The 21,286-nt window shown below is 54.9% G+C and carries 20 protein-coding genes; 12 read left to right on the top strand and 8 right to left on the bottom strand.

Annotated features, from left to right (window positions below; genetic code table 11):
• Nucleotides 1-4 precede the first annotated feature (4 nt).
• The gene (gene fmt / locus CJO09_RS04960; protein WP_119441308.1) at nucleotides 5-946 is read left to right on the top strand and encodes a methionyl-tRNA formyltransferase; all 942 of its coding nucleotides are present in this window, start codon (nucleotides 5-7) and stop codon (nucleotides 944-946) included.
• Nucleotides 947-960: 14 nt separating this feature from the next.
• Here fmt and rimO read toward each other — a convergent pair whose 3' ends face one another.
• The gene (gene rimO, locus CJO09_RS04955; protein WP_119441307.1) at nucleotides 961-2,277 is read right to left on the bottom strand and encodes a 30S ribosomal protein S12 methylthiotransferase RimO; all 1,317 of its coding nucleotides are present in this window, start codon (nucleotides 2,275-2,277) and stop codon (nucleotides 961-963) included.
• A 169-nt stretch (nucleotides 2,278-2,446) separates the two neighbouring features.
• On the opposite strand from rimO, the gene rsmB reads away from it, so the two are divergent.
• The 5 genes from rsmB to CJO09_RS15685 all read left to right on the top strand — a co-directional run bounded on the left by rsmB (nucleotide 2,447) and on the right by CJO09_RS15685 (nucleotide 10,470).
• The gene (gene rsmB, locus CJO09_RS04950; RefSeq protein WP_119441390.1) at nucleotides 2,447-3,751 is read left to right on the top strand and encodes a 16S rRNA (cytosine(967)-C(5))-methyltransferase RsmB; all 1,305 of its coding nucleotides are present in this window, start codon (nucleotides 2,447-2,449) and stop codon (nucleotides 3,749-3,751) included.
• A 21-nt stretch (nucleotides 3,752-3,772) separates the two neighbouring features.
• Entirely contained in the window at nucleotides 3,773-4,351 is a 579-nt protein-coding gene (locus CJO09_RS04945; protein ID WP_119441306.1) for a DUF4390 domain-containing protein, read from the top strand.
• Nucleotides 4,303-6,687, top strand: a complete 2,385-nt coding sequence (locus tag CJO09_RS04940; protein ID WP_391523620.1) for a sensor histidine kinase — start codon at nucleotides 4,303-4,305, stop codon at nucleotides 6,685-6,687. The genes CJO09_RS04945 and CJO09_RS04940 overlap by 49 nt, the downstream gene beginning before the upstream one ends.
• Nucleotides 6,688-6,697: 10 nt before the next feature.
• Complete coding sequence (locus CJO09_RS04935) at nucleotides 6,698-7,405, top strand: response regulator (protein WP_119441304.1); 708 nt, start codon at nucleotides 6,698-6,700, stop codon at nucleotides 7,403-7,405.
• Between the two features lie 71 nt (nucleotides 7,406-7,476).
• Nucleotides 7,477-10,470, top strand: a complete 2,994-nt coding sequence (locus CJO09_RS15685) for an autotransporter domain-containing protein (RefSeq protein ID WP_218961023.1) — start codon at nucleotides 7,477-7,479, stop codon at nucleotides 10,468-10,470.
• Nucleotides 10,471-10,474: 4 nt separating this feature from the next.
• On the opposite strand, the gene CJO09_RS04925 is transcribed toward CJO09_RS15685, so the two are convergent.
• Nucleotides 10,475-11,386, bottom strand: a complete 912-nt coding sequence (locus CJO09_RS04925; RefSeq protein WP_119441388.1) for a methyltransferase domain-containing protein — start codon at nucleotides 11,384-11,386, stop codon at nucleotides 10,475-10,477.
• Nucleotides 11,387-11,462: 76 nt separating this feature from the next.
• Between CJO09_RS04925 and CJO09_RS04920 the strand changes: the two genes are divergently transcribed.
• Together CJO09_RS04920 and CJO09_RS04915 are read left to right on the top strand one after the other, a co-directional pair.
• Nucleotides 11,463-12,197 (top strand): ComF family protein, encoded by a 735-nt coding sequence (locus tag CJO09_RS04920; RefSeq protein WP_158582711.1) that lies wholly within the window; start codon nucleotides 11,463-11,465, stop codon nucleotides 12,195-12,197.
• A 9-nt stretch (nucleotides 12,198-12,206) separates the two neighbouring features.
• Entirely contained in the window at nucleotides 12,207-12,677 is a 471-nt protein-coding gene (locus tag CJO09_RS04915; protein ID WP_119441303.1) for a tRNA (cytidine(34)-2'-O)-methyltransferase, read from the top strand.
• Here the strand turns inward: CJO09_RS04915 and CJO09_RS04910 are convergent.
• From CJO09_RS04910 to CJO09_RS04895, 4 genes are read right to left on the bottom strand one after another with little or no spacing between them, the layout of a single operon-like run.
• Nucleotides 12,674-13,744 (bottom strand): NAD(P)H-dependent glycerol-3-phosphate dehydrogenase, encoded by a 1,071-nt coding sequence (locus CJO09_RS04910; RefSeq protein WP_119441302.1) that lies wholly within the window; start codon nucleotides 13,742-13,744, stop codon nucleotides 12,674-12,676. The genes CJO09_RS04915 and CJO09_RS04910 overlap by 4 nt on opposite strands.
• A gap of 11 nt (nucleotides 13,745-13,755) precedes the next feature.
• Nucleotides 13,756-14,271: a protein-export chaperone SecB gene (gene secB / locus CJO09_RS04905; protein ID WP_119441301.1), complete on the bottom strand. Its 516-nt coding sequence runs from the start codon at nucleotides 14,269-14,271 to the stop codon at nucleotides 13,756-13,758.
• A gap of 54 nt (nucleotides 14,272-14,325) precedes the next feature.
• On the bottom strand, nucleotides 14,326-14,583 hold the full coding sequence (grxC, locus tag CJO09_RS04900; protein ID WP_119441300.1) for a glutaredoxin 3: 258 nt from the start codon (nucleotides 14,581-14,583) through the stop codon (nucleotides 14,326-14,328).
• A gap of 47 nt (nucleotides 14,584-14,630) precedes the next feature.
• Nucleotides 14,631-14,960, bottom strand: coding sequence for a rhodanese-like domain-containing protein (locus CJO09_RS04895; protein ID WP_245961218.1), 330 nt, complete (start codon nucleotides 14,958-14,960; stop codon nucleotides 14,631-14,633).
• 174 nt (nucleotides 14,961-15,134) lie between these two features.
• Here CJO09_RS04895 and gpmA point away from each other — a divergent pair, with 174 nt between their 5' ends.
• The 4 genes from gpmA to CJO09_RS04875 are packed head-to-tail and all read left to right on the top strand — an operon-like array spanning nucleotide 15,135 to nucleotide 19,635.
• Nucleotides 15,135-15,887, top strand: coding sequence for a 2,3-diphosphoglycerate-dependent phosphoglycerate mutase (gpmA, locus tag CJO09_RS04890; protein WP_119441299.1), 753 nt, complete (start codon nucleotides 15,135-15,137; stop codon nucleotides 15,885-15,887).
• Nucleotides 15,888-15,892: 5 nt separating this feature from the next.
• Nucleotides 15,893-17,317 carry a murein hydrolase activator EnvC family protein gene (locus CJO09_RS04885; protein WP_119441298.1) on the top strand — a complete coding sequence of 475 codons (1,425 nt, stop codon included), beginning with the start codon at nucleotides 15,893-15,895 and terminating at the stop codon, nucleotides 17,315-17,317.
• A gap of 54 nt (nucleotides 17,318-17,371) precedes the next feature.
• Complete coding sequence (locus CJO09_RS04880; RefSeq protein WP_119441297.1) at nucleotides 17,372-18,883, top strand: S41 family peptidase; 1,512 nt, start codon at nucleotides 17,372-17,374, stop codon at nucleotides 18,881-18,883.
• Nucleotides 18,883-19,635 carry a HesA/MoeB/ThiF family protein gene (locus tag CJO09_RS04875; protein WP_119441296.1) on the top strand — a complete coding sequence of 251 codons (753 nt, stop codon included), beginning with the start codon at nucleotides 18,883-18,885 and terminating at the stop codon, nucleotides 19,633-19,635. The genes CJO09_RS04880 and CJO09_RS04875 overlap by 1 nt, the downstream gene beginning before the upstream one ends.
• Before the next feature lie 15 nt (nucleotides 19,636-19,650).
• Here the strand turns inward: CJO09_RS04875 and CJO09_RS04870 are convergent, their stop codons facing one another.
• Together CJO09_RS04870 and argB are read right to left on the bottom strand one after the other, a co-directional pair.
• Complete coding sequence (locus CJO09_RS04870; protein WP_119441295.1) at nucleotides 19,651-20,382, bottom strand: pyrimidine 5'-nucleotidase; 732 nt, start codon at nucleotides 20,380-20,382, stop codon at nucleotides 19,651-19,653.
• Between the two features lie 2 nt (nucleotides 20,383-20,384).
• Nucleotides 20,385-21,281, bottom strand: a complete 897-nt coding sequence (gene argB, locus CJO09_RS04865) for an acetylglutamate kinase (RefSeq protein ID WP_119441386.1) — start codon at nucleotides 21,279-21,281, stop codon at nucleotides 20,385-20,387.
• Nucleotides 21,282-21,286 lie beyond the last annotated feature (5 nt).

The following is a 21,286-nucleotide window of genomic DNA, read 5'->3' as shown; positions in this document are numbered from 1 at the left end:
CGTTATGCGAGTGGTGTTCGCCGGTACGCCGGAATTTGCCCGTTCCGCCCTGCAGGCTATCTTGCAGGCAGGCCATTCAGTGCCGCTTGTGCTCACGCAGCCCGACCGCCCCTCGGGCCGGGGAATGAAATTAACGCCGAGTCCTGTGAAGCAGTGCGCACTCGAGGCCGGTATTCCGGTTTTGCAGCCGCACAGTCTTCGGCTTGACGGCAAGTATGGCGACCAGGCTGCGCAAGCGCAGGCGGCTTTACAGGCCGCCAATTCCGATGTCATCGTAGTGGCCGCCTACGGTCTTATCCTGCCCAAATGGGTGCTTGGTTTACCGCCATTCGGTTGTTTGAATATTCATGCCAGTTTGTTGCCGCGTTGGCGAGGTGCCGCGCCGATTCAACGCGCTATCGAAGCCGGTGACGCGCAAACCGGCATTACCATTATGCAGATGGATGAAGGTCTGGATACCGGCGATATGTTGTCTGTTTGGCCTATTCCCATTCGTAATGACCACACCGCTGCCGGCCTGCACGATGATCTTGCCGTGTTGGGAGGCAAGGCTATTGTGGCGGCGCTGAACGATTTACAAGATGGAAGCCTGCAGGCTACGCCCCAACCCGACGAGGGGGTGACGTATGCGGCGAAACTTTCCAAAGCAGAAGCGGTGCTTGACCTGTCATTACCCGCCTCGCAGCTCGCGCGTCGTGTACGTGCGTTTAACCCGTTTCCAGGTGCAACGGTACGCTTGCCGGGCTTGGCTGATGTGGTGAAAGTGTGGTCCGCGCAGGCGTTGCCTGTATCGGATACACCCGGCAAGCCCGGAGCGCTTGTTGCGGCAACAGAGCAGGGTATCGATTTAGCCACCGCAGACGGTGTTTTGCGCTTGCTGGAGCTTCAAAAGCCGGGTGGCAAGCGTCAGGCCGCCGGCCACTTTATTCAGGGCTGGCGGCCTTAACCCAACGGGCTTTGTTACAGCGTTTCGGCGTATAGGTCGTACTCGTCGGAGTCGGTTATGCGTACTCTGACAATTTCACCGGCCTTTAAGGTGCGATCGGTGGTGACATACACATTCCCGTCGATTTCCGGGGCATCGGCGCTCGACCTTCCAATGGCGCCTTCCTCTTCCATCTCGTCGATCAGCACATCAATTTCCTTGCCGACTTTTTGTTTCAGGCGTTCCGTGGAAATAGCCTGTTGGTGAGCCATAAAGCGTTCCCAACGGTCTTGCTTGATTTCGTCTGGAACCAGGTCGGGCAGTTCGTTGGCTTTCGCACCCTCTACCGGTGAGTATTGGAAACAGCCCACGCGATCCAGTTGGGCCTCGGTCATCCAATTAAGTAAATACTCGAAATCCTCTTCCGTTTCGCCGGGGAACCCGACGATAAAAGTTGAGCGTATTGTGAGTTCCGGGCATATTTGACGCCACTCACGAATCCGAGCCAGTGTCTTGTCGTCGAAAGCGGGGCGTTTCATTAATTTAAGAACGCGTGGGCTGGCGTGTTGGAATGGGATGTCCAGGTAAGGCAGAATTTTTCCCTGCGCCATGAGTGGGATGATTTCATTCACGTGCGGATAGGGGTAAACATAATGCAGACGCACCCAGATGCCGAATTCCGCCAGTGCCTCGCAAAGCTGGGTCATGTGGGTTTTTATGGGGCGCCCGTCCCAGAAACCGGTACGAAACTTCATGTCGGCGCCGTAGGCACTGGTGTCTTGCGAAATAACCAGGAGCTCTTTAACGCCGGCATCGGCCAGGCGCTTGGCTTCGCTGAGTACGTCGCCAATAGGGCGGCTGACCAAGTCCCCGCGCAACGAGGGGATAATACAGAAGCTGCAGCGGTGGTTGCAGCCTTCTGAAATTTTCAGGTAAGCGTAGTGACGCGGCGTTAATTTGATGCCTTGAGGAGGCACAAGGTCGAGATAAGGGTCGTGCTCGATATTCGGCGGTGCGGCTTCATGGACAGCCTGTACCACTTGCTCGTATTGCTGGGGGCCGGTGACCGCCAGAACGGCCGGGTGTACTTGCCGAATAACGGACTCTTCAACGCCCATGCAGCCTGTCACAATGACCTTTCCATTCTCTGCGATTGCCTCACCGATGGCGTCGAGAGACTCTGCTTTGGCGCTATCGATAAATCCGCAGGTGTTCACCACCACGACATCGGCGTTGTCGTAATCGGGCGTGATTGCGTAGCCTTCGGTGCGCAATTGAGTAAGAATGCGTTCGGAGTCGACCAGCGCCTTGGGGCACCCCAGGCTGACGAACCCGACTTTGGGGGAATTCATAAAAACCTCTTGAAGCCTGTTAAGGCTTTGACAAAAAAAGAGATTTTACTGCGACGGCGCGGGAACTGCGAATGGCGGTGATAATAGAGGCTAAATTGCTTAACACATAACTAAACCAGGTTTGCTTCGCGTGTCCGACTCATCTTCACTTCCCTTGTCCGATTTAATTATGGCTGCCGCCCGAAATGTGCAAGCGGTTATGGCGGGTCAGTCGTTAACTGAAAGTCTGGCACAAACGTCGGGAGACCGGCGTGCGGCCGCGCAGGCACTGGCTTATCACAGTATGCGTCAGTTGGGGTTGGCGCAGGCAGTTGGTGGGCATATGGTTAACCGAACGCCTCCAGACGCCTTGTTCCACGCTTTGTTATTGGTTTCAATTGGCCTGCTTGAAACGTCGATGGCGGCGCAGGACGCACGTAAAAAAGGGCAAGCGATTCCTGATCACTGGCCGGTGTATGACCCACATACTGTTGTCAATCAAGCTGTGAATGCGGTGTCGTCGCAGCGTCGTTTACAACCGTTTAAAGCATTGCTCAATGGTGTTTTGCGGCGTTACGGCCGCGAGCGGGACGTGGTTCGAAATGCGGTGTCGAATGACCCTCAGGCGCGCTGGAATTATCCTAATTGGTGGATCAGGCGGTTGCGTAAAGCCTACCCCGAAGCGTGGCAATCGGTTCTCGAGGCGGCGAATGTTCCGGCCCCCATGATGTTAAGAGTGAACGCACGCAAGATTGCACCGGATGCATTTGTAGGAAAACTGGAGCAAGCCGGTTTGAGTGCGCGCGTTATCGAAGGCGCGGCGGTGTTGTTGGAAACGCCCAGGCCGGTTGAGCAAGTGCCCGGTTTCAGCAGTGGGCTTTTTTCGGTTCAGGATGCCGCTGCTCAGCGGGCGGCCGTTTTGTTAGGCGCCCAACACGGCATGCGGGTGTTGGATGCCTGTGCCGCCCCGGGCGGGAAAACAGCACATATTCTGGAGTTGGCTGATGTGAATTTATGCGCGCTTGATGTTGATGAAAATCGTCTGGCCCGAGTCGGCGCAAATCTGGATCGTTTGTCGCTCATGTCTGAGCAGGTTACTCTGCAGCGTGCCGATGCCGCAAATTTAGATGCTTGGTGGGATGGCCGCCATTTTGACCGGGTCTTGGCCGACGTTCCCTGCACTGCATCCGGCGTTGTGCGGCGTCATCCTGACATTCGCTGGTTGCGTCGAGAAGCCGACATTGCCCGGACAGTGTCTTTACAAGCAAGCATACTTGACGCATTATGGACAACCGTTAAACCCGGGGGGCGGATGCTTTACGTAACGTGTTCAGTATTTCCCGAAGAGGGTGTATTGCAGGCCGACCACTTTCAGGGTACCCATTCAGACGCCCAATTGCTGCCATCGCCGGGGCAGTTGCTTCCCGAGCCGTACGACGGTCTCAAAGGGTTATACGATGGTTTTTTCTTCGCCCTGTTTGCCAAGCGCGTGTGAGTCGTCAACAATACTGCTTTTATGATCGCACTATTTCATCGGCCCCTGCTTTTTATCATCGTCGCCTTCATGGTGTCGGTTGGGGCTGTATTTGCTCAGTCAACGCAATTTGTCAGTGTTGAACCCATCGTGCGCGATGGCCGGCTTTACATTGATGCAAATGCAGACATTGAGGTAACTGGTGAGTTGCGCAATGCGGCTGAAAAAGGGGTGCCGCTTTATTTCACCGCCGATCTTGAAATCGTCTCGAGTCGCTGGTGGTGGTTCGACAAAGTGTTAGTCGACGAGCAACGCTCCTGGAGATTGTCGTATAACGTGTTAACCCAGCAGTGGCGGGTTAGCGTAGGTGATTTAACTTTGCCTGAAGATACGTTTGATGATGCCTTGTCGTTTGTAAAACATATTAGGGGCTGGGCCGTTGGCAGCACCGATTTGTTTGATCCCGATGAAGAGTATGAAGGGCGGATTCGTTTGCGTCTGGATACCTCCCGATTGCCCCGACCTGTGCGCGTGGACGCATTTAACAGCAGTGCCTGGTCAGTCATGACACCATGGAAAGACTTTCGTTTCTCAATCTCCCCGCCGGTTCAAAAGCCGTGAGATGGGTCGCGCGTGTAGCGCTGGTTGTCGCTGTGATCAGCGCGTTGGCGTTGCTCGGTCTCTTGGCGTGGTCAACGGGTAACGCAACCCGTTATGCACAATATTACGACCTATTGCTGGCGCTTAATGGCATATTCGCTCTGAGCCTGGTGTTTTGGGTTCTAGTGTTGGCTGTCAGATTAATACGGCAAATTCGACGTCGACAGTTTGGCGCCCGTTTAACGGCGCGTTTTGCCTTGTCATTCGCGTTAATTGGTGTCCTGCCGGGGGCACTGATTTATGTTTTGTCTGTGCAGTTCATGTCGCGCTCAATCGAATCGTGGTTCAACGTACGGGTCGATAGTGCGCTGGAGTCGGGCTTGAGTCTGGCGCGGGTTGTGTTGGACCAGCAGTTGCAAGAGCTTGAAACAAAGGCCCAGGGGGTCGCCCGTCAGTTGCACGACCTAAACGACGCCGACATGACTTTGTTAGTGTCGCGCTTGCGTGAGGAAGCTGGTGTGGCCGAGGCGATGATCTTTTCCGGCAGTGGTCGATTGGTCGCCTTTTCAACATCCGATTACGGCAAGTTGATTCCCGACGGGCCTTCACCTCACGTGTTAAGTCAGTTGCGCGTTGCCCGATCTTACGCAGCCGCCGAGTCTGAAGATATGAACGATGCCTCTGTACTGGGTAATGACCGGCATACGGGGTTGTTTTTGCGGGTGGTGGTACCCATTACGCGTATCGATCGCGGTTCCGCAGCGTTGGGTGTCGCGCCTGATGTGCGATGGTTGCAGTTTGTTCAGCCGGTGCCGGAGCAGATTGCGCGTAATGCCGACCAGGTCCAGCAAGGTTTTCGTGATTATCAGGAGCTCGCCTTATCGCGCTTGGGTTTGCGTAAGTTATATGGCATTACGCTTACGCTGGCGCTGGTGTTGGCGGTATTCGCCGCCATTGTTGTTGCGCTGGGCGTTTCGCGTCGTTTGGTGCGGCCATTGCTGCGCCTGGCGGCGGGAACCCAGGCTGTGGGTGTGGGGGATTACCGTCCACTGCCCGAGCCGCCTGAGCGCGACGAAGTAGGACAATTAACGCGCTCTTTCAACGCCATGACGCGGCAGTTGGATGAGGCGCGTCAAATGGTGGAAAGAAACCGCCATCAGCTCGAGCGTTCAAATGTCTACCTTGAGTCCATTCTGAGTCATTTGTCGTCGGGCGTATTGGTATTCGATGAAGGGTTCCGGGTGACCTTGTTCAATCAGGGTGCGCAGTCTATTTTGCGTGTCGATTTGCGCTCGGTGAAAGGGCGTCCTTTGGAAACCGTGGACGGGGCTTTTAAATTGTCGCAGTTGATTCGTGATGCGTTTGCTGCTCACGCAGCGGTTGAGTCCGAAAAGCCATATTGGCAGCAACAGTTCGAGCTTGAAATCGAGGGGGCTTCCAACCACGAATCACGTCATGATGTGGTCACCCTGCTTGCGCGAGGGACGCATTTGTCGATTGATGGGCGTGGAAACGGGTATCTGGTTGTGTTCGATGACATTACCGAGGTGATATCCGCCAATCGCACGGTTGCCTGGGGCGAGGTTGCACGACGTCTGGCGCATGAAATCAAGAATCCGCTGACGCCTATTCAGTTGTCGGCTGAACGTTTAGCCATGAAGCTGGCACCGCGTCTTGGTGAAACGGATGCGGCCATGCTGGAGCGTTCGACCAATACAATTGTTAATCAGGTTGCTTCGCTCAAGAAAATGGTTGACGATTTTCGGGAGTACGCGCGAACACCACCGGCTCAGATGCAAATGCTTGACCTCAATGCGCTGGTGTCTGAAGTGTTAACGCTTTATGGTTGGGATCCGAGCGTCGGCGCTTTGCGTGATGATCCGCGACATGTCAGAATTGAAGCGGAGCTGGAGTTGGGGTTGCCGGGTATTGAGGGTGATCCAACGCAATTGCGTCAGGTGATTCATAATCTGTTGGCCAATGCGCGCGATGCCATTGCCCTGGTTGATGATCCTGAGGCTAAAATTCGTGTTCAAACCAAATTAACGTATTCACGAACGGATGAAACAGGGACAGGGTCCAAAGCAGTGCGCCTTACGGTGTCCGACTCAGGGCCAGGCTTCGAGCAACAGGTTTTGAATCGGGTTTTTGAGCCGTACGTCACCACCAAATCATCGGGTACGGGTTTGGGGTTGGCGATTGTCAAGAAAATCATCGAGGAACATGGCGGTCGCATTGATGTCTCCAATCGTCGAGAAGGCGGGGCGCGGGTATCGATTTTGTTTGCACGATTGGCGGATACGCCTGCTGCGCTGGACGAAGCGGCGCAAGGGTACGATAATGCCGAAAAAATATAGGTGAAGTTTTATGGCCAGAATACTGGTGGTTGATGACGAGGTAGGTATTCGCGAACTGTTGTCCGAGATTCTCTACGATGAAGGGCATACGGTTGAGTTGGCAGAGAACGCGGCAGAGGCGCGTGCCGCTCGTGCGCGTAAGCGTCCCGACCTGGTCCTGCTGGATATCTGGATGCCAGACACGGATGGCGTCAGTTTGCTGCGTGAATGGGGGTCGCAAGGCTTGCTGGATATGCCGGTGATTATGATGAGTGGTCATGCCACGGTCGATACCGCGGTTGAGGCGACGCGAATCGGCGCAGTTGATTTTCTGGAAAAGCCCATCACGTTGCAGAAATTGCTGAAAACGATTTCTGCCGCATTGGCAAGGCCTGTTGTGGCAAAAGCGGCATCGGTGCCTGCAGCCACGACCGCTTCTGCGCCGATGCCGGCAGGCGGAGGGGGGCAAGCCGACGTCTCTGATTTGGTCACAAATGCGGCGCCCGCTTTAGAGCTTGACCCGCATCAGCTTCAGCTTAGCAGCATTCCGCTGGATCAGCCTTTGCGTGAGGCACGCGACGAATTCGAACGAATTTATTTTGAGTACCATCTGGGCCGCGAAAATCACAGCATGACTCGCGTTTCCGAGCGCACCGGCCTGGAACGTACTCATTTGTATCGCAAGTTGAAGCAATTGGGTATCGACGCGTCGCGGCGGCGTCAGTCTGAGTCACGTTAGTTTTATTCCAGATTTTACGCCTCCCGGCAAGGGAGGCTTTTTTTCGAACTGTTTTTGAGTTTTTGACCATAATGAAAAAAAATTTCCCGTGGAGACAAGCTGGGGCGGCTATTGTTTTGGCGCTGGCAAGTATGGGTGCCGCAGCACCCATTGCGGCGCAAACCGGCATCACCGGTTCGCCTTCATCTTTTATTACGCCGGAGTTTCTGGCTAGTCGCGCACTGTTGCCCATTAATGCCCAATATGCTTACGCAAAGGGATACACGGGGAAAGGGGTGCTGATTGCCATTGTTGATAGTGGCCTGGATGTTGATCATCCCGAATTTGCAGGTCGTATTTCAGCGAAATTACGTAATTTTTCCGATTTGGCCGGCCCATACGATGTCAGTGACCTTGAGCCTGATGGCGAAATCGCCGGCCATGGAACGCATGTCACCGGGTTGGCCGGGGCGGGGCGCAATGGCTTCGGCATGCAGGGTGTTGCCTATAACGCCACTTTGTTGCCGCTACGGGCGATCGATGGCTACACCGCAAACGCCCCTTTCAACGCCGTTTTGTACGCTGCTGAAAACGGCGCCCAGGTATTGAATGGGAGTTACGGCCCCGTTACGGCCGAAAAATTCATACAGGACGACGGTGGCCGTTGGGTGCCCAACCCTACTTGGCAATTATTACCCACTTCAACACCGGCATTGTTTAATTCCGAGGCGACGCATGAAGTATTGATGGAGGCCGCTGAAGCCGATGTCGTTTTGGTTTATGCGGCGGGTAATGAGTATCAGGATCAGCCGAATGCCGCAGCCTTACCCTCAGGCGCAGGTTTGTTGCCGCTTATCACACCCGCCAATACGGCTTCTGGTTTGTATAGGTTTGTTGATGATAGTCTGGATTTCAACGTACAGGACCCATCAACCTGGACATACATTTCGGCTTCTGATGCGCGTGTTGCGAATCTGGACTTTTCCGATCTTAGGGGTAAGCTTATTGTCGTTGTCTCGGCCGACCGTGAAGGCGAGATAGCCAGCTACAGTAACCGGTGCGGGGCTGCTGCTGCGTGGTGTATTACCGCCCCCGGCGGAGATTTCCTGGATACGGTGAACTATTCCAGCGATGAAAGCCAATTGTGGTCAACTTATCCGTACAGCACATATAAAGACATGGCCGGCACTTCGATGGCTTCACCGGTCGTGGCAGGCTCCGTTGCGGTCCTTCGGGAAGCGTTTCCTTACATGACGGCGGAGCAGATTATCGAAGTTGTTTTGACAACCGCCAATAGCACCGGGATTTACGCTGACCAGAGTATTTATGGGCGCGGGTTTCTCGATTTGAAAACGGCGATTCAAGGGCCCATAGAGTTCGGCGCGTGGGGTTTTGGCAGCGTGTTCGATGTTAATACCCGTGGATATAACTCACTCTGGAGTAACGACATCCGGGGCAGTGGTGGCTTGATAAAGCGCGGTGCCGGTACGCTTGTTATGTCGGGGCAAAATACCTATACGGGGGCGACTCAGATTCTGGGTGGGAAGCTCGTGGTGAACGGTTCAATTGCTTCATCTGCGCAGTTAACCGTTGGCGGGGAGGCCACGTTGGGTGGGAGCGGTGTTGTGGGTGACACGCTTGTTGCAGGCCGTGTAGCGCCGGGTAACTCGATTGGCACGTTAACTGTTGACGGCAACTATCAGCAGTTGGCGGGCTCGGTTCTCGAAATCGAGATCAATGAAACAGGCCAGTCTGATCGTGTCAACGTAACCGGCGCGGCCGATATCCAGGGTGCCAAGCTCGAGGTGTTGGGGTTGCGCGCCGGGGCACTGGGCCAAGACTTTTCGTTCTTCTCTGCCGGCTCTCTGGCTGCGGGTAGTTTTTTCGACACCTCTGCCCTGAACCGGGCGTTTATCGATATGAGCTCGGTGATGTCCGGTACATCGTTCAATTTACAGGTTAGACGCAATAATGCGGCGTTCACCAGTGTTGCAGAGACGGGGAACCAACGTGCGACTGCCGCCGCTATTTCGGCGCAAGGCCTGGGCGGCGCCGCCTACGATGAGTTTGTGCTTTTACCGAATGCAGGTCAAGGCCCGGATGTGCTTGATCAGTTTTCGGGCGAAATTTATGCGTCAGCGCAAAGTGCTTTGCTTGAAACCAGTGGCGCACCGTATCGGGCGTCGACCAACCGACTGTTCAGTCGCGAAATGGGAGCGTCTTACGGCGGGCCGTTGGGGCAGGTCAGTCGTAGCGTACCGGGAAAGCGGCATCAGCTGTGGATGCAGGCATTGGGAAGCTGGGGCAGTCTGGGTGCCACGGCGGATGCCCAACGTATGACCCGTTCGCTTGGCGGACTTTTGTTTGGTGGCGATACACCGGTCGGGCAGAGCGGCTATGCCGGGTTATCGATGGGGCTGACAACATCTTCTTATAACGCTGCCGGGAATAGCACTGCCGACACCGATGGTTATCATTTAATGTCTTACTTGGGCTGGTCGGCCAATCGTTTCAGCGTTCGGGGCGGCATCGGGCAATCATGGTACCGGATCGATACAAAGCGCAATATTGCTTATAACGGCCTGGGGCAGGCGCAGTCGAAAGCCAATGCAACCTCTACCCAGTTGTTTGCCGAGCTGGCTTATGCGCTATCACAAGGCAATGTAGTCGTGGAGCCGTACTGGGGCGTTCAGCGTGTCTGGCTATCGCGTGATGCGTTCGACGAGTCCGGTAGTGCGGTTGCACTTTCGGGCGATCAGAGTCGTCAAGCCGTTACCTTTTCCCGTTTGGGCTTGCGTGCGCGTATGGCCTTATCGGACGATGCTGCTTCATCGACACTGTTAACGGCAAATATCGGATGGCGACGCGCGTGGGGCGACTTAACGCCCGAAGCACGGTTGCGTTTCGCCACCGGCCCAGGTTATACCGTCTCGGGTGCGGCGCTGTCGCGCGACGCGCTGGTTGCCGAATTAGGGGTCGAGGTTGCGGCTTCCGAGAACAGTACGGTGAGCCTGGGTTATGCGGGTCAGTTTGGCGGTGGTAGTCAGGATCACGGCTTGCAGGCAAGACTGGCCTGGCGGTTCTAGTGGCTTATGATTTTGGCCGGCGCCTGGTAATGGCGTCGACTGAAATTCGCGTTTCGTCGGGGGCGCTTTTAAACGATTGCGCGCGCCACGCGTGGCCGTAGGCAACTTCCAGTGTAAGGTGAATGGTCCCGTCCATCTGGCGTTGTTTTTCCAGCGCATCGATTAACTTTTCACGCCATTTGCGCCCTGGCATCCCCGGTCGTCGGCCAATGCTGGGGTTGCCGCCCAAGGTCCATAGATCTGATAATAATTTTTCTGCTGTTTTGAAGGTAAGCGTGATGGTTTCCTGATCCATGACCGGGTCGGTAAACCCGTTTTCGACGAGTAAGTCGCCGAAGTCGTGCATGTCGACAAAGCTTGGCGTGGCCGTTTGAATATCGGCGTCGATCAGGGCTTCGCGCAATTCTTTCAATGAGGCGGGGCCGAGGCAGGAAAACATGGCCAGGCCATTCGACTTTAGAATTCGGCGCCATTCTGCAAATACAAGATGGGGGGCGGGATGCCAATGCAAAGCCATATTCGACCAAATCAACCCGATGGACTCTGGCGGCAGGCCGGTTTTTGCCATATCGGCCCGCACGAAGTGCGTTTCGGCGGCCGGCTTATTACGCAGGCGGTTCCAGAGCCCTCTTTTGCCCGCATGGCGTGCAATGGCGGTATTTAGCAAAGGCCGGGATATATCGAGACCGGTATATTGCGCTGCTGGATAGCGCGCACGTAAAGGCTCGACAGCGTGCCCGGCGCCACATCCTGCATCGAGAATAACGGATGGGTTGCTGCGGATATAGCTAAGCCGCTGCAGCATGCGTTGTGCTATTTCCCCGTATAAAAATTGCGCTTCATCAAGCGGGGCGCGACGGGCAAATTGTTGTGCAACGTGCAGAGGGTTGAGCGGCAGTGACGGCGGTGATGACATATTTGCGTACTCGGCGCTTTGCATGGGGCATCAAGCGTGTTCTGATGCGATGTTGATACATTTTACAGGTTTCATTATGGCGCATTGTTTGCCTTGGCGCGACTTGTGGCATGAGCTGATGATGTGTGTACCCGGGAATTGTCCCTTGTGTCTGGCCCGGACGCCGGCGGCTTGGTTGTGTGAGGGTTGCAGTCAGGCGGTGTGCGGTTCGATGTTGTTTGGCGGGCCACGCTGTCAGGTTTGTGCTTTGTTGCTGGATCGCTTTGGAGGGTGTTCTGATTGCCGACACAAAGCGCCGGAGTTTCATTCGGTTGTGGCCGCGTTCGATTATCACTTTCCCGGAAGTGTTCTGATTCGTCAGTTCAAACAGGGCCGACGTTATCTTTTGGCCGCGACTTTGGCGGAATTGCTCATTCCCCGATTGCAGCGGCTTCAGGCGGCCACTTCAGGCGCTACAATCCTGGTGCCCGTGCCTGCCAGCCTGCCGGCATTGCGACAGCGTGGGTTTAACCCCGCAGGCGAGATTGCCCGTCATCTTTCGCGTCGGCTGAGTTTGCCTTACAGGAATGTTTTGTTCCGCTCTAAAGAGGCCGGCCCGCAGAAACTACTGGGTCGCCGGCAGCGTTATGAACGGGTTCAGAGTTTGTATGGTTTAAGAAATTCGGCCTCGTTGTCAGGCTGTCACGTTTGGGTTGTTGATGATGTTTTAACCACGGGAAGCACGTTGAACGCCGTCTCCCATTTATTAATGCAGGCGGGTGCTGCGTCGGTGCATGGTGTTGTGCTGGCTCGCACGCCTTTGTCGTTGTGAAGAACTTTTATGTTTCATATTGTGCTTGTCTCTCCGGAAATTCCGCCTAACACAGGGAATGTCATTCGTCTGGCCGCCAATACAGGTGCGCATTTGCATTTGGTTCGGCCGCTTGGTTTTGAACTCGATGATAAGCGTTTGAAACGGGCCGGACTCGACTATCATGAGTGGGCAAATGTACAAGTGCACGACTCTTTGCCTGAAGCGTTAGCTACCATAGGGGTGAGTCAGGCCCGCTGTTTTGCCATGACAACAAAAGGCCGCGCATTAATGGGGCGCTTCGAGTTTCACGAGGGAGACGTATTCGTATTTGGCTGTGAAACGGCGGGTTTGTCGGCAGATCAACTGGCGTTGTTTGCGCAAGAGCAGTGGTTCCGTTTACCCATGCGTCAGGGGCAACGCAGTTTGAATTTATCCAACGCGGTGGCGGTGACGGTTTACGAGGCGTGGCGACAGACAGGCTACTTGGGCGGCATTTAAGTTCGCATGTTTTCAGCCTTGGCCTCACGGGCCAGAAGGTCGGAAACCGCTTGTTGAGGGGATACCCCCTCAAATAAAACATGACACACGGCTTCGGTAATCGGAAGCTCAACGTTATAGTGTTTACCTAATTGCAGGGCGGCTCTTGCGCAGCGAACGCCTTCCGCTGTAATACCCGTTGCAAGAATGTCGGCCAACGGTTGCCCGTGGCCGAGCGCCAGGCCTACTTGTCGGTTCCGCGATAAAGGCCCGGTTGCCGTGAGTACCAGGTCGCCCAGCCCGGTTAGGCCGGAAAAAGTATCGGCTTGGCCCCCCATTGCCTTTCCAAGCCGTTGCATTTCCGCCAGGCCGCGCGTAATGATGGCTGCACGGGCGTTGGTGCCCAATTCGAGCCCGTCGGCGATGCCGCACGCAATAGCCATGACGTTTTTCATGGCGCCGCCTACTTCAACCCCAACGATGTCCCGACTTGAGTAGATCCGAACCGGGCCGCCGTGCAACGCCTCGGTTGTATCGTCGATAACGTTTTTTGAGTCGCTGGCGATCGTAAGCGCCACGGGGAGGCCTTGCGCCACTTCTTTGGCAAACGAGGGCCCCGAGAGCACACCGAGCCCAACGTTACTGACGTCGCCCAGTGAGGCTTGTGCAATCTCGTGCGGAAGCCGCCCGTTTTCGGGGTCGAAACCTTTGCATGTCCAGACGACACTGACGAACGCGCTGCATTGCCTTAAATAGGGTGCAATTTTTGTGCAGACCTCTTCAAGGCCCGCAACCGGCACACCCAGAATAATGAGGTGATGGCTAACCTGCGGGTTGACGGCGCAAACATGATGTAACGCGTCATCGAGGTGACTGGTGGCTTTGAGCGCGGAAGGCAAAGCAATGTTGGGCAGGTAGCGCGTGTTCTGCCTTTGTTGGCTAATGGCTTGGGCGGTTGCGGCGTCTCGGGCCCAGAGAAGGGTATCGCTTTGTCGGCTGGCGATAGCGGCAAGCGCCGTGCCCCAGCTTCCCGCACCCAGTACGCTAACGCGTAGCGGGTTGGGTGGGGTTACCGTAGTTGTATTCATTGCTTTGCGGGTTACTGCTTTGTTGCACCAGGTGGGATTTCAATACCGACGCTTTGCTGCTTGTTCTCTTCGGCGGCTTGTGCCAAACGCTGCTCGTAGAGCGACTGGAAGTTGACTTCAGCCAAGTGCAGCGCAGGCATAGTGGTGCGAGTGATTGCATCGGCAATGGTGGCCCGCAAGTAGGGGTAAAGCATGGTTGGGCAAACAATTCCCAATAATGGGTCAAGCTGGTCGGCAGGGATGTTGGCTGCCTCGAAGATACCAGCCTGTGTCGCCTCGACCAAATAAAGGGTTTTATCGTTGATGCGGGTTGTGACCGTAACCTGGACGGTTGATTCGTAAATGGTATCCGCCAATTGCCGGCCACCTACATTGATACTGACTTCGACATTGGGCGCTTCCTGCTCCAGGAAAATCTGGGGCGCATTGGGCATTTCCAAAGACAGGTCTTTAACGTAAGTGCGTTGCAGGTTGAAGCTGGGGTCTTTTGCCTGACTGTTGGCGCCTGCCTGATCTTGTTCGGCCATATTGTGTTCCTGATAGGTTAATTACCCGTTTATTGGGGGGATTTTGAAATGGTGTTAGTTGCTTAGCATGGGAACGAGCTTGTCGGCGCGATCAAGTGCGGCCAATTCGTCGTAACCACCGACGTGGGTGTCGTTGATATAAATTTGGGGTACGGTGCGACGCCCGGTTCGCTCCATCATGAGCGCACGTTGCTCCTGGTCGGTGTCGATGCGGATTTTTGTAATTTCGGATACGCCACGTTTTTTCAGCAGCATCTCGGCACGCACGCAAAAAGGACAAACGGCGGTGCAATACATTGTGACTGTTGCCATGTAAACCTCGGTAAAGTGTGAAACAGATCTTGTGGAAAAGGTAAGAGTTAATGCTTACCGCTTACCGGCATGCCGGCGTCTATCCACTTGCGCAACCCTCCTTCAAGGGTAACGGCTTCTTTAAAACCATTTTTGCGCAGTTTACCGGCTACCGTAGCCGATTCACGCCCATGTTCGCAAACGACGATAATAGGTTTGTCTTTGGGCAGTGTGCTCATTTTGGCGTCGATGTCGGCAACCGGAATGTTTTTCGCTTGGGGGATGCTGCCCCCTTTGAATTTTTCGTGGCTGCGTACGTCGATGAACACACCGTTGCTTTGGTTTGCCAGTTGAACGGCTTGCGACACGCCGACTGCGCTCGCACGTGCGCCTTTCATAATCGTAGGCCACAAAAGCATGGCCCCGGATACAAGGGCTATTATTACAATATAAAGGTTGCTGTCGCTAAGAAGAAAGTCCACGATACGGTCCAGTTTGATTCGTCAAAAAAACTTCGATAATACGGGATTATAAAATGGACGCGCTTATTCAATTTTTAGGTAATTTGTCTCATGCATAAATTAGTACTCATGCGCCACGGGGAAAGCCAGTGGAATCTTGAAAATCGATTCACCGGATGGACGGATGTCGATCTGACTGAAACGGGTCGAATGCAGGCGCAGAAAGCGGGTGAACTGCTGAAAGCGGAAGGTTTTGAGTTCGATCTGGCGTTTTCATCGGTGCTCAAGCGCGCCATTCGGACTTTATGGATCGCGCTGGATGCCATGGACGCCATGTATACCCCGGTGGGGCTAAGCTGGCGTTTGAATGAGCGCCATTATGGCGCATTGCAGGGTTTGAATAAATCGGAAACAGCGGCCAAATATGGCGACGAGCAAGTATTGGTGTGGCGTCGTGCGTATGCAATCGCGCCAAATCCACTTGAGCTCGACGATCCACGCCATCCCCGTTTCGATAAACGCTATGCCAAGATCCCAGCCGATCAGTTGCCGGCGACGGAGTGTCTTAAAGATACGGTTGATCGCGTGGTTCCTTTTTGGAATGAGTCGATTGCCCCCGCGCTTAAGGCAGGTCGTAAGGTGCTGGTGGCCGCACATGGAAACAGTCTGCGCGCCCTGATCAAACATCTTGATGGTATTTCCGACGATGAAATTGTTGGGGTGAATATTCCCACCGGTCAGCCGCTGGTTTACGAGCTCGACGACGAGCTTCGTCCGATCCGTAACTATTATTTGGGCGATGCAGCTGAAATCGAAGCAGCGATGGCGGCAGTTGCTGCCCAGGGCAAAGCGAAAAAGGGCTAGTATTTATGCGGTATGCGCTTGGCTTGGCAGTGTTGGCCTTATGGTCGACGGTCGCGGCGGCGGATCAAACTTCCGCGCAGCTAAAGGCACGCCAGGCGCAAATGCAACAACAGCAGGCCGAATTGCAAGCCCGTATTAACACGCTCCAGAAAACCATTGAGCGTCAGGCACGTTCGCGCGAGGATGCACTTGATCAGTTGAAGGCTTCCGAAACGGCCATTTCAGTGGTGGTGCGCGAGCTTGCAGAACTGGCTGATGAAGAAAAACGCGTCATTCAAGAGCAGGAGCAGTTGGCGCAAAATATTGGGCAAACCCGTGAGCGGATCCAAGTTCAGCGTGACTCTTTGGCTGATCAGTTAAGGGCGCAGTATGCTGGTGGCTTGTCTCCCTGGACTGCATTGCTTTCCGGCGAAGATCCGCATCGCATCGGCCGTGAGCTAGCCTATTTGGGTTATGTCTCTCGCTCACAGGCACAGGCTGTGCGCAATTTGCAGGAAACCCTGGGGCAGTTGGAGGTGCTTACGCAGCAACTGGAACAACGTGAGGCTGAACTTGTTGCCTTGCGGGAACAAACCAGTCAGAAGAAAGCAGTACTCGAAGAACAAAAAGCTGAACGGGCGCAGGTGCTGGCTCGCGCTGAAACGGCGTTGAAGCAGCGTCGAACCGAGGCTGAGACACTTGAGCAGGATGCGCAGCGGTTGGAGGGGCTGGTAGAGGGTTTGCAAAGCGCGATTAAAGAGCAAGAGGCGGTAGAGCGTCGCGAACGGGAGCGATTGGCAGCCGAGCGTAGAAAGCGTGAGCAGGAGGCTGCGGAACGCGCTGAACGTGAGCGCATCGAGCGTGAGGCAAGGGAGCGCGAGGCAAGGGAGCGCGACACCGAGGTGGTTCGAGTTACGCCTTCCGAGCCCGTAACTACCGTTGAAGCGACTGAAACGGAAACAGAAGAACCCGCAATGCCCGAGGGCGAATCAGCTCAGTCGGATACCGAGCCCGATACCGCTTCTGAGGAAACCGCTGTTACCCAGGAACCAATTGCGCCGTTGTCGGGTCTGAGAAAAGGGCTTCCCGCGCCGGTTCAGGGTCAGGTGCTCGGACGTTTCGGCGCCGAACGTCCGGACGGCGGCATTTGGCGGGGTGTGGTTTTGCGCGCACCTGAAGGAACGGCGGTCCGCCCGGTTGCCTCTGGACGTGTGGTTTACGCCAATTGGCTGAACGGCTTTGGCAACTTGCTTATTGTGGACCACGGTGAGGGTTATTTAACGGTTTATGCCTATAACCAAAGTCTGCTCAAGAGAGTGGGGGAGCGTGTGGGGCCACAGGATACGATTGCCAGGGTGGGTGCAACCGGTGGGCAGGTTGAACCGGGCCTTTATTTTGAAATTCGGCATGGTGGTACGCCGGTTAACCCGCTGATTTGGTTGGCGCGTTAAGGTACTATAGGCGCAGCAGGCAGTTATATTGATGTTTTTAATACGGGAATGTGCATGGGCACTCGCAAAATAGGTCGGTTTGGGTTGGTTATGTCAGGCATCGTGGGTGGGGTCTTGCTCAGCCTGGGTATTTCCGCCGTGGCGCAACGCGGTGAACCGTTGCCGCTAAAAGAGCTACAGCAGTTTGCCAACGTTTTTTCCGCGATTAAATCCAGTTACGTCGAGCCGTTGGGTGATAAAGACCTGATGGACGATGCAATTCGCGGCATGTTCAGCGATCTTGACCCGCATTCCGCTTACCTGGACCCGGAAGCCTTCAAGGAAATGGAGGCCATCACCCAAGGCGGTTTTGGTGGCTTGGGCATTGAAATTGGCAGTGAAGACGGTATGCCCAAAGTGATTGCACCTATCGAGGACACGCCCGCTGCCCGTGCCGGCATTATGTCCGGCGACATTATCACGCATATCGATGGCAAGCCCACCAAGGGTCTAACCCTAAGCGAAGCGGTCAAACTAATGCGGGGCGAACCACAAACGTCCATTGTTTTAACCATTCGTCGTGCGGGCCAGGACAAGCCGCTTATCGTGAAAATTGTGCGCGATATGATCAAGGTGCGCAGTGTGCGCAGCAAAATGTTGCCCGACGACATCGCCTACGTCAGAATTAGTCAGTTCCAGGAACGCACGGTTTCCGATCTGGCCAAACAGTTAAGGGAGTTGGGCGAAAGCGGTGCGCCGAAAGGCATGGTGCTCGATTTGCGCAACGACCCAGGTGGCCTGCTTGATGCAGCAATTGGTGTGTCGTCGGCCTTTTTGCCGCCCGACGTCCTTGTTGTGTCCACCAAAGGCCGTATTCCTTCAGCCAACCGCGAGTATTTCGCCAAACCGGTTGATTATGTGCGTAGTTTCGGCGGCGGTATCAACAACGACTACGCGTTTCCTGAGTGGGCCAGAACGGTGCCTCTGGTGGTATTGATCAATGTCGGCTCGGCTTCAGCGTCTGAAATTGTTGCGGGGGCTTTGCAGGATCATGACCGGGCCAAAGTGCTGGGTAACCGTTCATTCGGGAAAGGTTCCGTTCAAAGCGTGTTGCCGCTGTCGGAGGACTCCGGCATCAAGCTAACCACAGCGCTGTATTACACGCCCAATGGCCGGTCTATTCAAGCAACCGGGGTAGAGCCGGACATTACTATCGATGACACAGCCCAGGGCAATCTGTTCCGTATTCCTCGCGAGGCCGATTTGGAACATCATTTGTCCAATGGGTCATCGGCACCGGAAGTCGTCACGCCCACCGATGACGAGGAAGAGATCAATCCGGATATCAAAATGTTTGAAATCGGCGGCGATGACGATTTCCAGCTTAAGCAGGCCGTTAATTTCCTTCAGGGCAGGAAAGTAAGTCAGAATGAGATAGAGGCTAAACCCGCCAAGGATGCGGAAAAAAAAAATGATGTAAGCCGGGCGGAGCCTGAACAAAGCACCCCTGACCGCTTGAGTGACACCCCTTCCGGGGCGGTGGAGCGCTATCGCGTTACGCCCGACGGCATGATCAAGGTGGAATAATGGATGATGCGCAACTCCTGCGATATGCGCGTCATATTCTTCTTGATGAGCTGGGTATCGAAGGGCAGGAAAGGTTGCTTCAATCGCGTGTTTTAATTGTGGGTGCCGGTGGGCTGGGCTCGCCGGCTGCGCTGTACCTGGCTGCGGCAGGGGTGGGCCATATTACGCTTGCCGATGACGACAACGTTGAGATCAGTAATCTACAACGTCAGATTCTGCACGCTACAACGTCAGTGGGGCAACCTAAGGCCGAGTCAGGTTTAAAGGCGTTGGGGCGTTTGAATCCCGAGGTTGAAGTTGAGGCTTATGTAGGGCGCTTAAGCGGACATTTGCTTGACGAAGCTGTTGCGCAAGCCGATATTGTGCTTGATTGCTGTGACAATTTTGATACGCGGCACGATGTTAACCGTAGCTGTGTTTTGCATCATCGTCCTTTGGTTTCGGGTGCTGCAATTCGTTTTTCAGGGCAGGTTAGCGTATTTGACATGCGACATCATGATGCCCCTTGCTATCAGTGTTTATTTCCACAGGCCGATGAGGCAGAGGAGATCAGTTGCGCTACAACCGGCGTGCTGGGGCCGTTGGTCGGGATTATCGGTAGTATGCAGGCGGCTGAAGCCATCAAGGTTATCGCGCAAATGGGGGAACCGCTGGTGGGGCGTCTTTTGTGTCTGGATGCGTTACGGATGCAGTGGAACGAAATTCGGTTTCGTAAAGACCCCGCTTGTTTGGTGTGCGGCGCGGGTCACTAACAAGCGTTCGTGGTGTTAAACCCGTAACGGTCGTCTACCGGTTAATAATTGCCCCAGGCTGTTAACACGTAAGTTCACGTATTGGTTGCGGCCCCGGTGCGATGCGGAAAAGGGTGTCGACGGATGATACACATGCACGGTACGCATGCCGGTTTTCCGTGCCGCCTTCAGGTTCTTCAAGGTGTCTTCAACCAAAATAACCTTTGAGGGCGTGGTGCCTAAACGAGCCCGTATTTGTTGCATGAGCGCATGCGAAGGCTTGGGGCGGATTTTCCCCTGAAGGTGCATGTGGTCGATAGACCAGATCATATCGAAGAAGGGCAGAATCCCTAATGTGTGGAGCACGGTTCGAGCGTAGGTTTCGGGCGCGTTGGTGAGCAATATTTTCGTGCCGGGCAAACGCTGGAATTTGCGTATTAAACCGGTTTCTGAGTGAACCAGTGGGCGTGGGTCGAAATCGTGGCTTAAGTCGAGGAACGTTTTGGCGTGAATGCCATGGTGTCGTACCAGGCCGATAACAGTTGCGCCGTAACGTTTCCAATACAGGGCGCGCAAACGGTTCGCTTCAGCGTCGTTAACGCTTAGACTTTTCGCGACCGCTTCAGTCATCTTGCCGTCGATCACCTTAAAGATGGATTTCGAGCTGTCGTGCAGTGTGTTGTCGAGATCGAACAACCATACCGGCGCGTTATGTGCGTAGGCACGCCGGGGCCGATGCCGTGGAATGCGCAAGCCCTGCGATTTCATTATTAGAAAGCGCTGATCATGGTTCCGACGCCGCGGTCGGTAAGTATTTCAAGTAACAGGCAGTGAGGAACACGCCCATCGATAACGTGAACTGAATTTACACCATTGCGTGCCGCATTCAGAGCGGACGAAATTTTCGGCAGCATGCCGCCGGAAATGGTGCCGTCTTCAAATAGTTCATCGATGGTCTGGGCCGACAAGGTGCGCAGTAGCTCTCCTTGCTTGTCGAGCACGCCGGGTGTGTTGGTCAGCATGACCAGTTTTTCGGCACCCAGCACTTCGGCCATTTTACCGGCGACCAAGTCGGCGTTGATGTTATAGGCCCGGCCGTCTTCCCCATAGCCGATCGACGAGATGACGGGGATGAACTGATCGTCTTGCAGGGCCTTGACCACTGCAGGTTCGATGCGGCTGATATCCCCTACGTAGCCGATATCCAGCCACTCGCCCGGCTTTTCTTTGTCTGCAATGAGTTTTTTATGCGCTTGAATCAGGCAACCATCTTTTCCAGTAAGGCCTACAGCCTTGCCGCCGGCTTCGTTGATCATCATGACGATGTCTTGTTGCACCTGGCCGCCAAGCACCCACTCCACGACTTCCATCGTTTCCGCGTCGGTGACCCGCATACCCTGAACAAATGCGCCTTCTTTGCCAACACGTTTGAGGGCTTCATTAATTTGCGGGCCGCCCCCATGAACCACAACCGGGTTCAAGCCGACCAGTTTGAGCAAAACGACATCGTGGGCGAAGCTGCGTTGCAACTCATCTTCCGTCATGGCGTTGCCGCCATATTTAATGACCACGGTTTTGCCATGAAATCGGCGGATGTAGGGTAAGGCTTCAGAAAGTACCGCTGCTTTTACCGTGGCGGAATGAGATGCGTTGTCGGAGGAAGACATGTTCA

The sequence above is a fragment of the Neopusillimonas maritima genome (assembly GCF_003576595.1).
GTDB lineage: Bacteria > Pseudomonadota > Gammaproteobacteria > Burkholderiales > Burkholderiaceae_B > Neopusillimonas > Neopusillimonas maritima.
Note: the sequence above shows the minus strand (reverse complement) of the source record. Positions and strands in the feature narration are given on the sequence as shown.

What these genes read in the sequence shown, in the direction of transcription:
- argB (WP_119441386.1), bottom strand. Translation starts at nt 21,281, where the DNA reads ATGTCTTCCTCCGACAACGCATCTCATTCCGCCACGGTAAAAGCAGCG.
- CJO09_RS04895 (WP_245961218.1), bottom strand. Translation starts at nt 14,960, where the DNA reads ATGAAAGGCGCACGTGCGAGCGCAGTCGGCGTGTCGCAAGCCGTTCAA.
- CJO09_RS04935 (WP_119441304.1), top strand. Translation starts at nt 6,698, where the DNA reads ATGGCCAGAATACTGGTGGTTGATGACGAGGTAGGTATTCGCGAACTG.
- CJO09_RS04925 (WP_119441388.1), bottom strand. Translation starts at nt 11,386, where the DNA reads ATGTCATCACCGCCGTCACTGCCGCTCAACCCTCTGCACGTTGCACAA.
- CJO09_RS04885 (WP_119441298.1), top strand. Translation starts at nt 15,893, where the DNA reads ATGCGGTATGCGCTTGGCTTGGCAGTGTTGGCCTTATGGTCGACGGTC.
- fmt (WP_119441308.1), top strand. Translation starts at nt 5, where the DNA reads ATGCGAGTGGTGTTCGCCGGTACGCCGGAATTTGCCCGTTCCGCCCTG.
- CJO09_RS15685 (WP_218961023.1), top strand. Translation starts at nt 7,477, where the DNA reads ATGAAAAAAAATTTCCCGTGGAGACAAGCTGGGGCGGCTATTGTTTTG.
- CJO09_RS04880 (WP_119441297.1), top strand. Translation starts at nt 17,372, where the DNA reads ATGGGCACTCGCAAAATAGGTCGGTTTGGGTTGGTTATGTCAGGCATC.
- CJO09_RS04910 (WP_119441302.1), bottom strand. Translation starts at nt 13,744, where the DNA reads ATGAATACAACTACGGTAACCCCACCCAACCCGCTACGCGTTAGCGTA.
- CJO09_RS04875 (WP_119441296.1), top strand. Translation starts at nt 18,883, where the DNA reads ATGGATGATGCGCAACTCCTGCGATATGCGCGTCATATTCTTCTTGAT.
- CJO09_RS04945 (WP_119441306.1), top strand. Translation starts at nt 3,773, where the DNA reads ATGATCGCACTATTTCATCGGCCCCTGCTTTTTATCATCGTCGCCTTC.
- secB (WP_119441301.1), bottom strand. Translation starts at nt 14,271, where the DNA reads ATGGCCGAACAAGATCAGGCAGGCGCCAACAGTCAGGCAAAAGACCCC.
- CJO09_RS04870 (WP_119441295.1), bottom strand. Translation starts at nt 20,382, where the DNA reads ATGAAATCGCAGGGCTTGCGCATTCCACGGCATCGGCCCCGGCGTGCC.
- rsmB (WP_119441390.1), top strand. Translation starts at nt 2,447, where the DNA reads ATGGCTGCCGCCCGAAATGTGCAAGCGGTTATGGCGGGTCAGTCGTTA.
- CJO09_RS04940 (WP_391523620.1), top strand. Translation starts at nt 4,303, where the DNA reads ATGGAAAGACTTTCGTTTCTCAATCTCCCCGCCGGTTCAAAAGCCGTG.
- grxC (WP_119441300.1), bottom strand. Translation starts at nt 14,583, where the DNA reads ATGGCAACAGTCACAATGTATTGCACCGCCGTTTGTCCTTTTTGCGTG.
- CJO09_RS04920 (WP_158582711.1), top strand. Translation starts at nt 11,463, where the DNA reads ATGGCGCATTGTTTGCCTTGGCGCGACTTGTGGCATGAGCTGATGATG.
- gpmA (WP_119441299.1), top strand. Translation starts at nt 15,135, where the DNA reads ATGCATAAATTAGTACTCATGCGCCACGGGGAAAGCCAGTGGAATCTT.
- rimO (WP_119441307.1), bottom strand. Translation starts at nt 2,277, where the DNA reads ATGAATTCCCCCAAAGTCGGGTTCGTCAGCCTGGGGTGCCCCAAGGCG.
- CJO09_RS04915 (WP_119441303.1), top strand. Translation starts at nt 12,207, where the DNA reads ATGTTTCATATTGTGCTTGTCTCTCCGGAAATTCCGCCTAACACAGGG.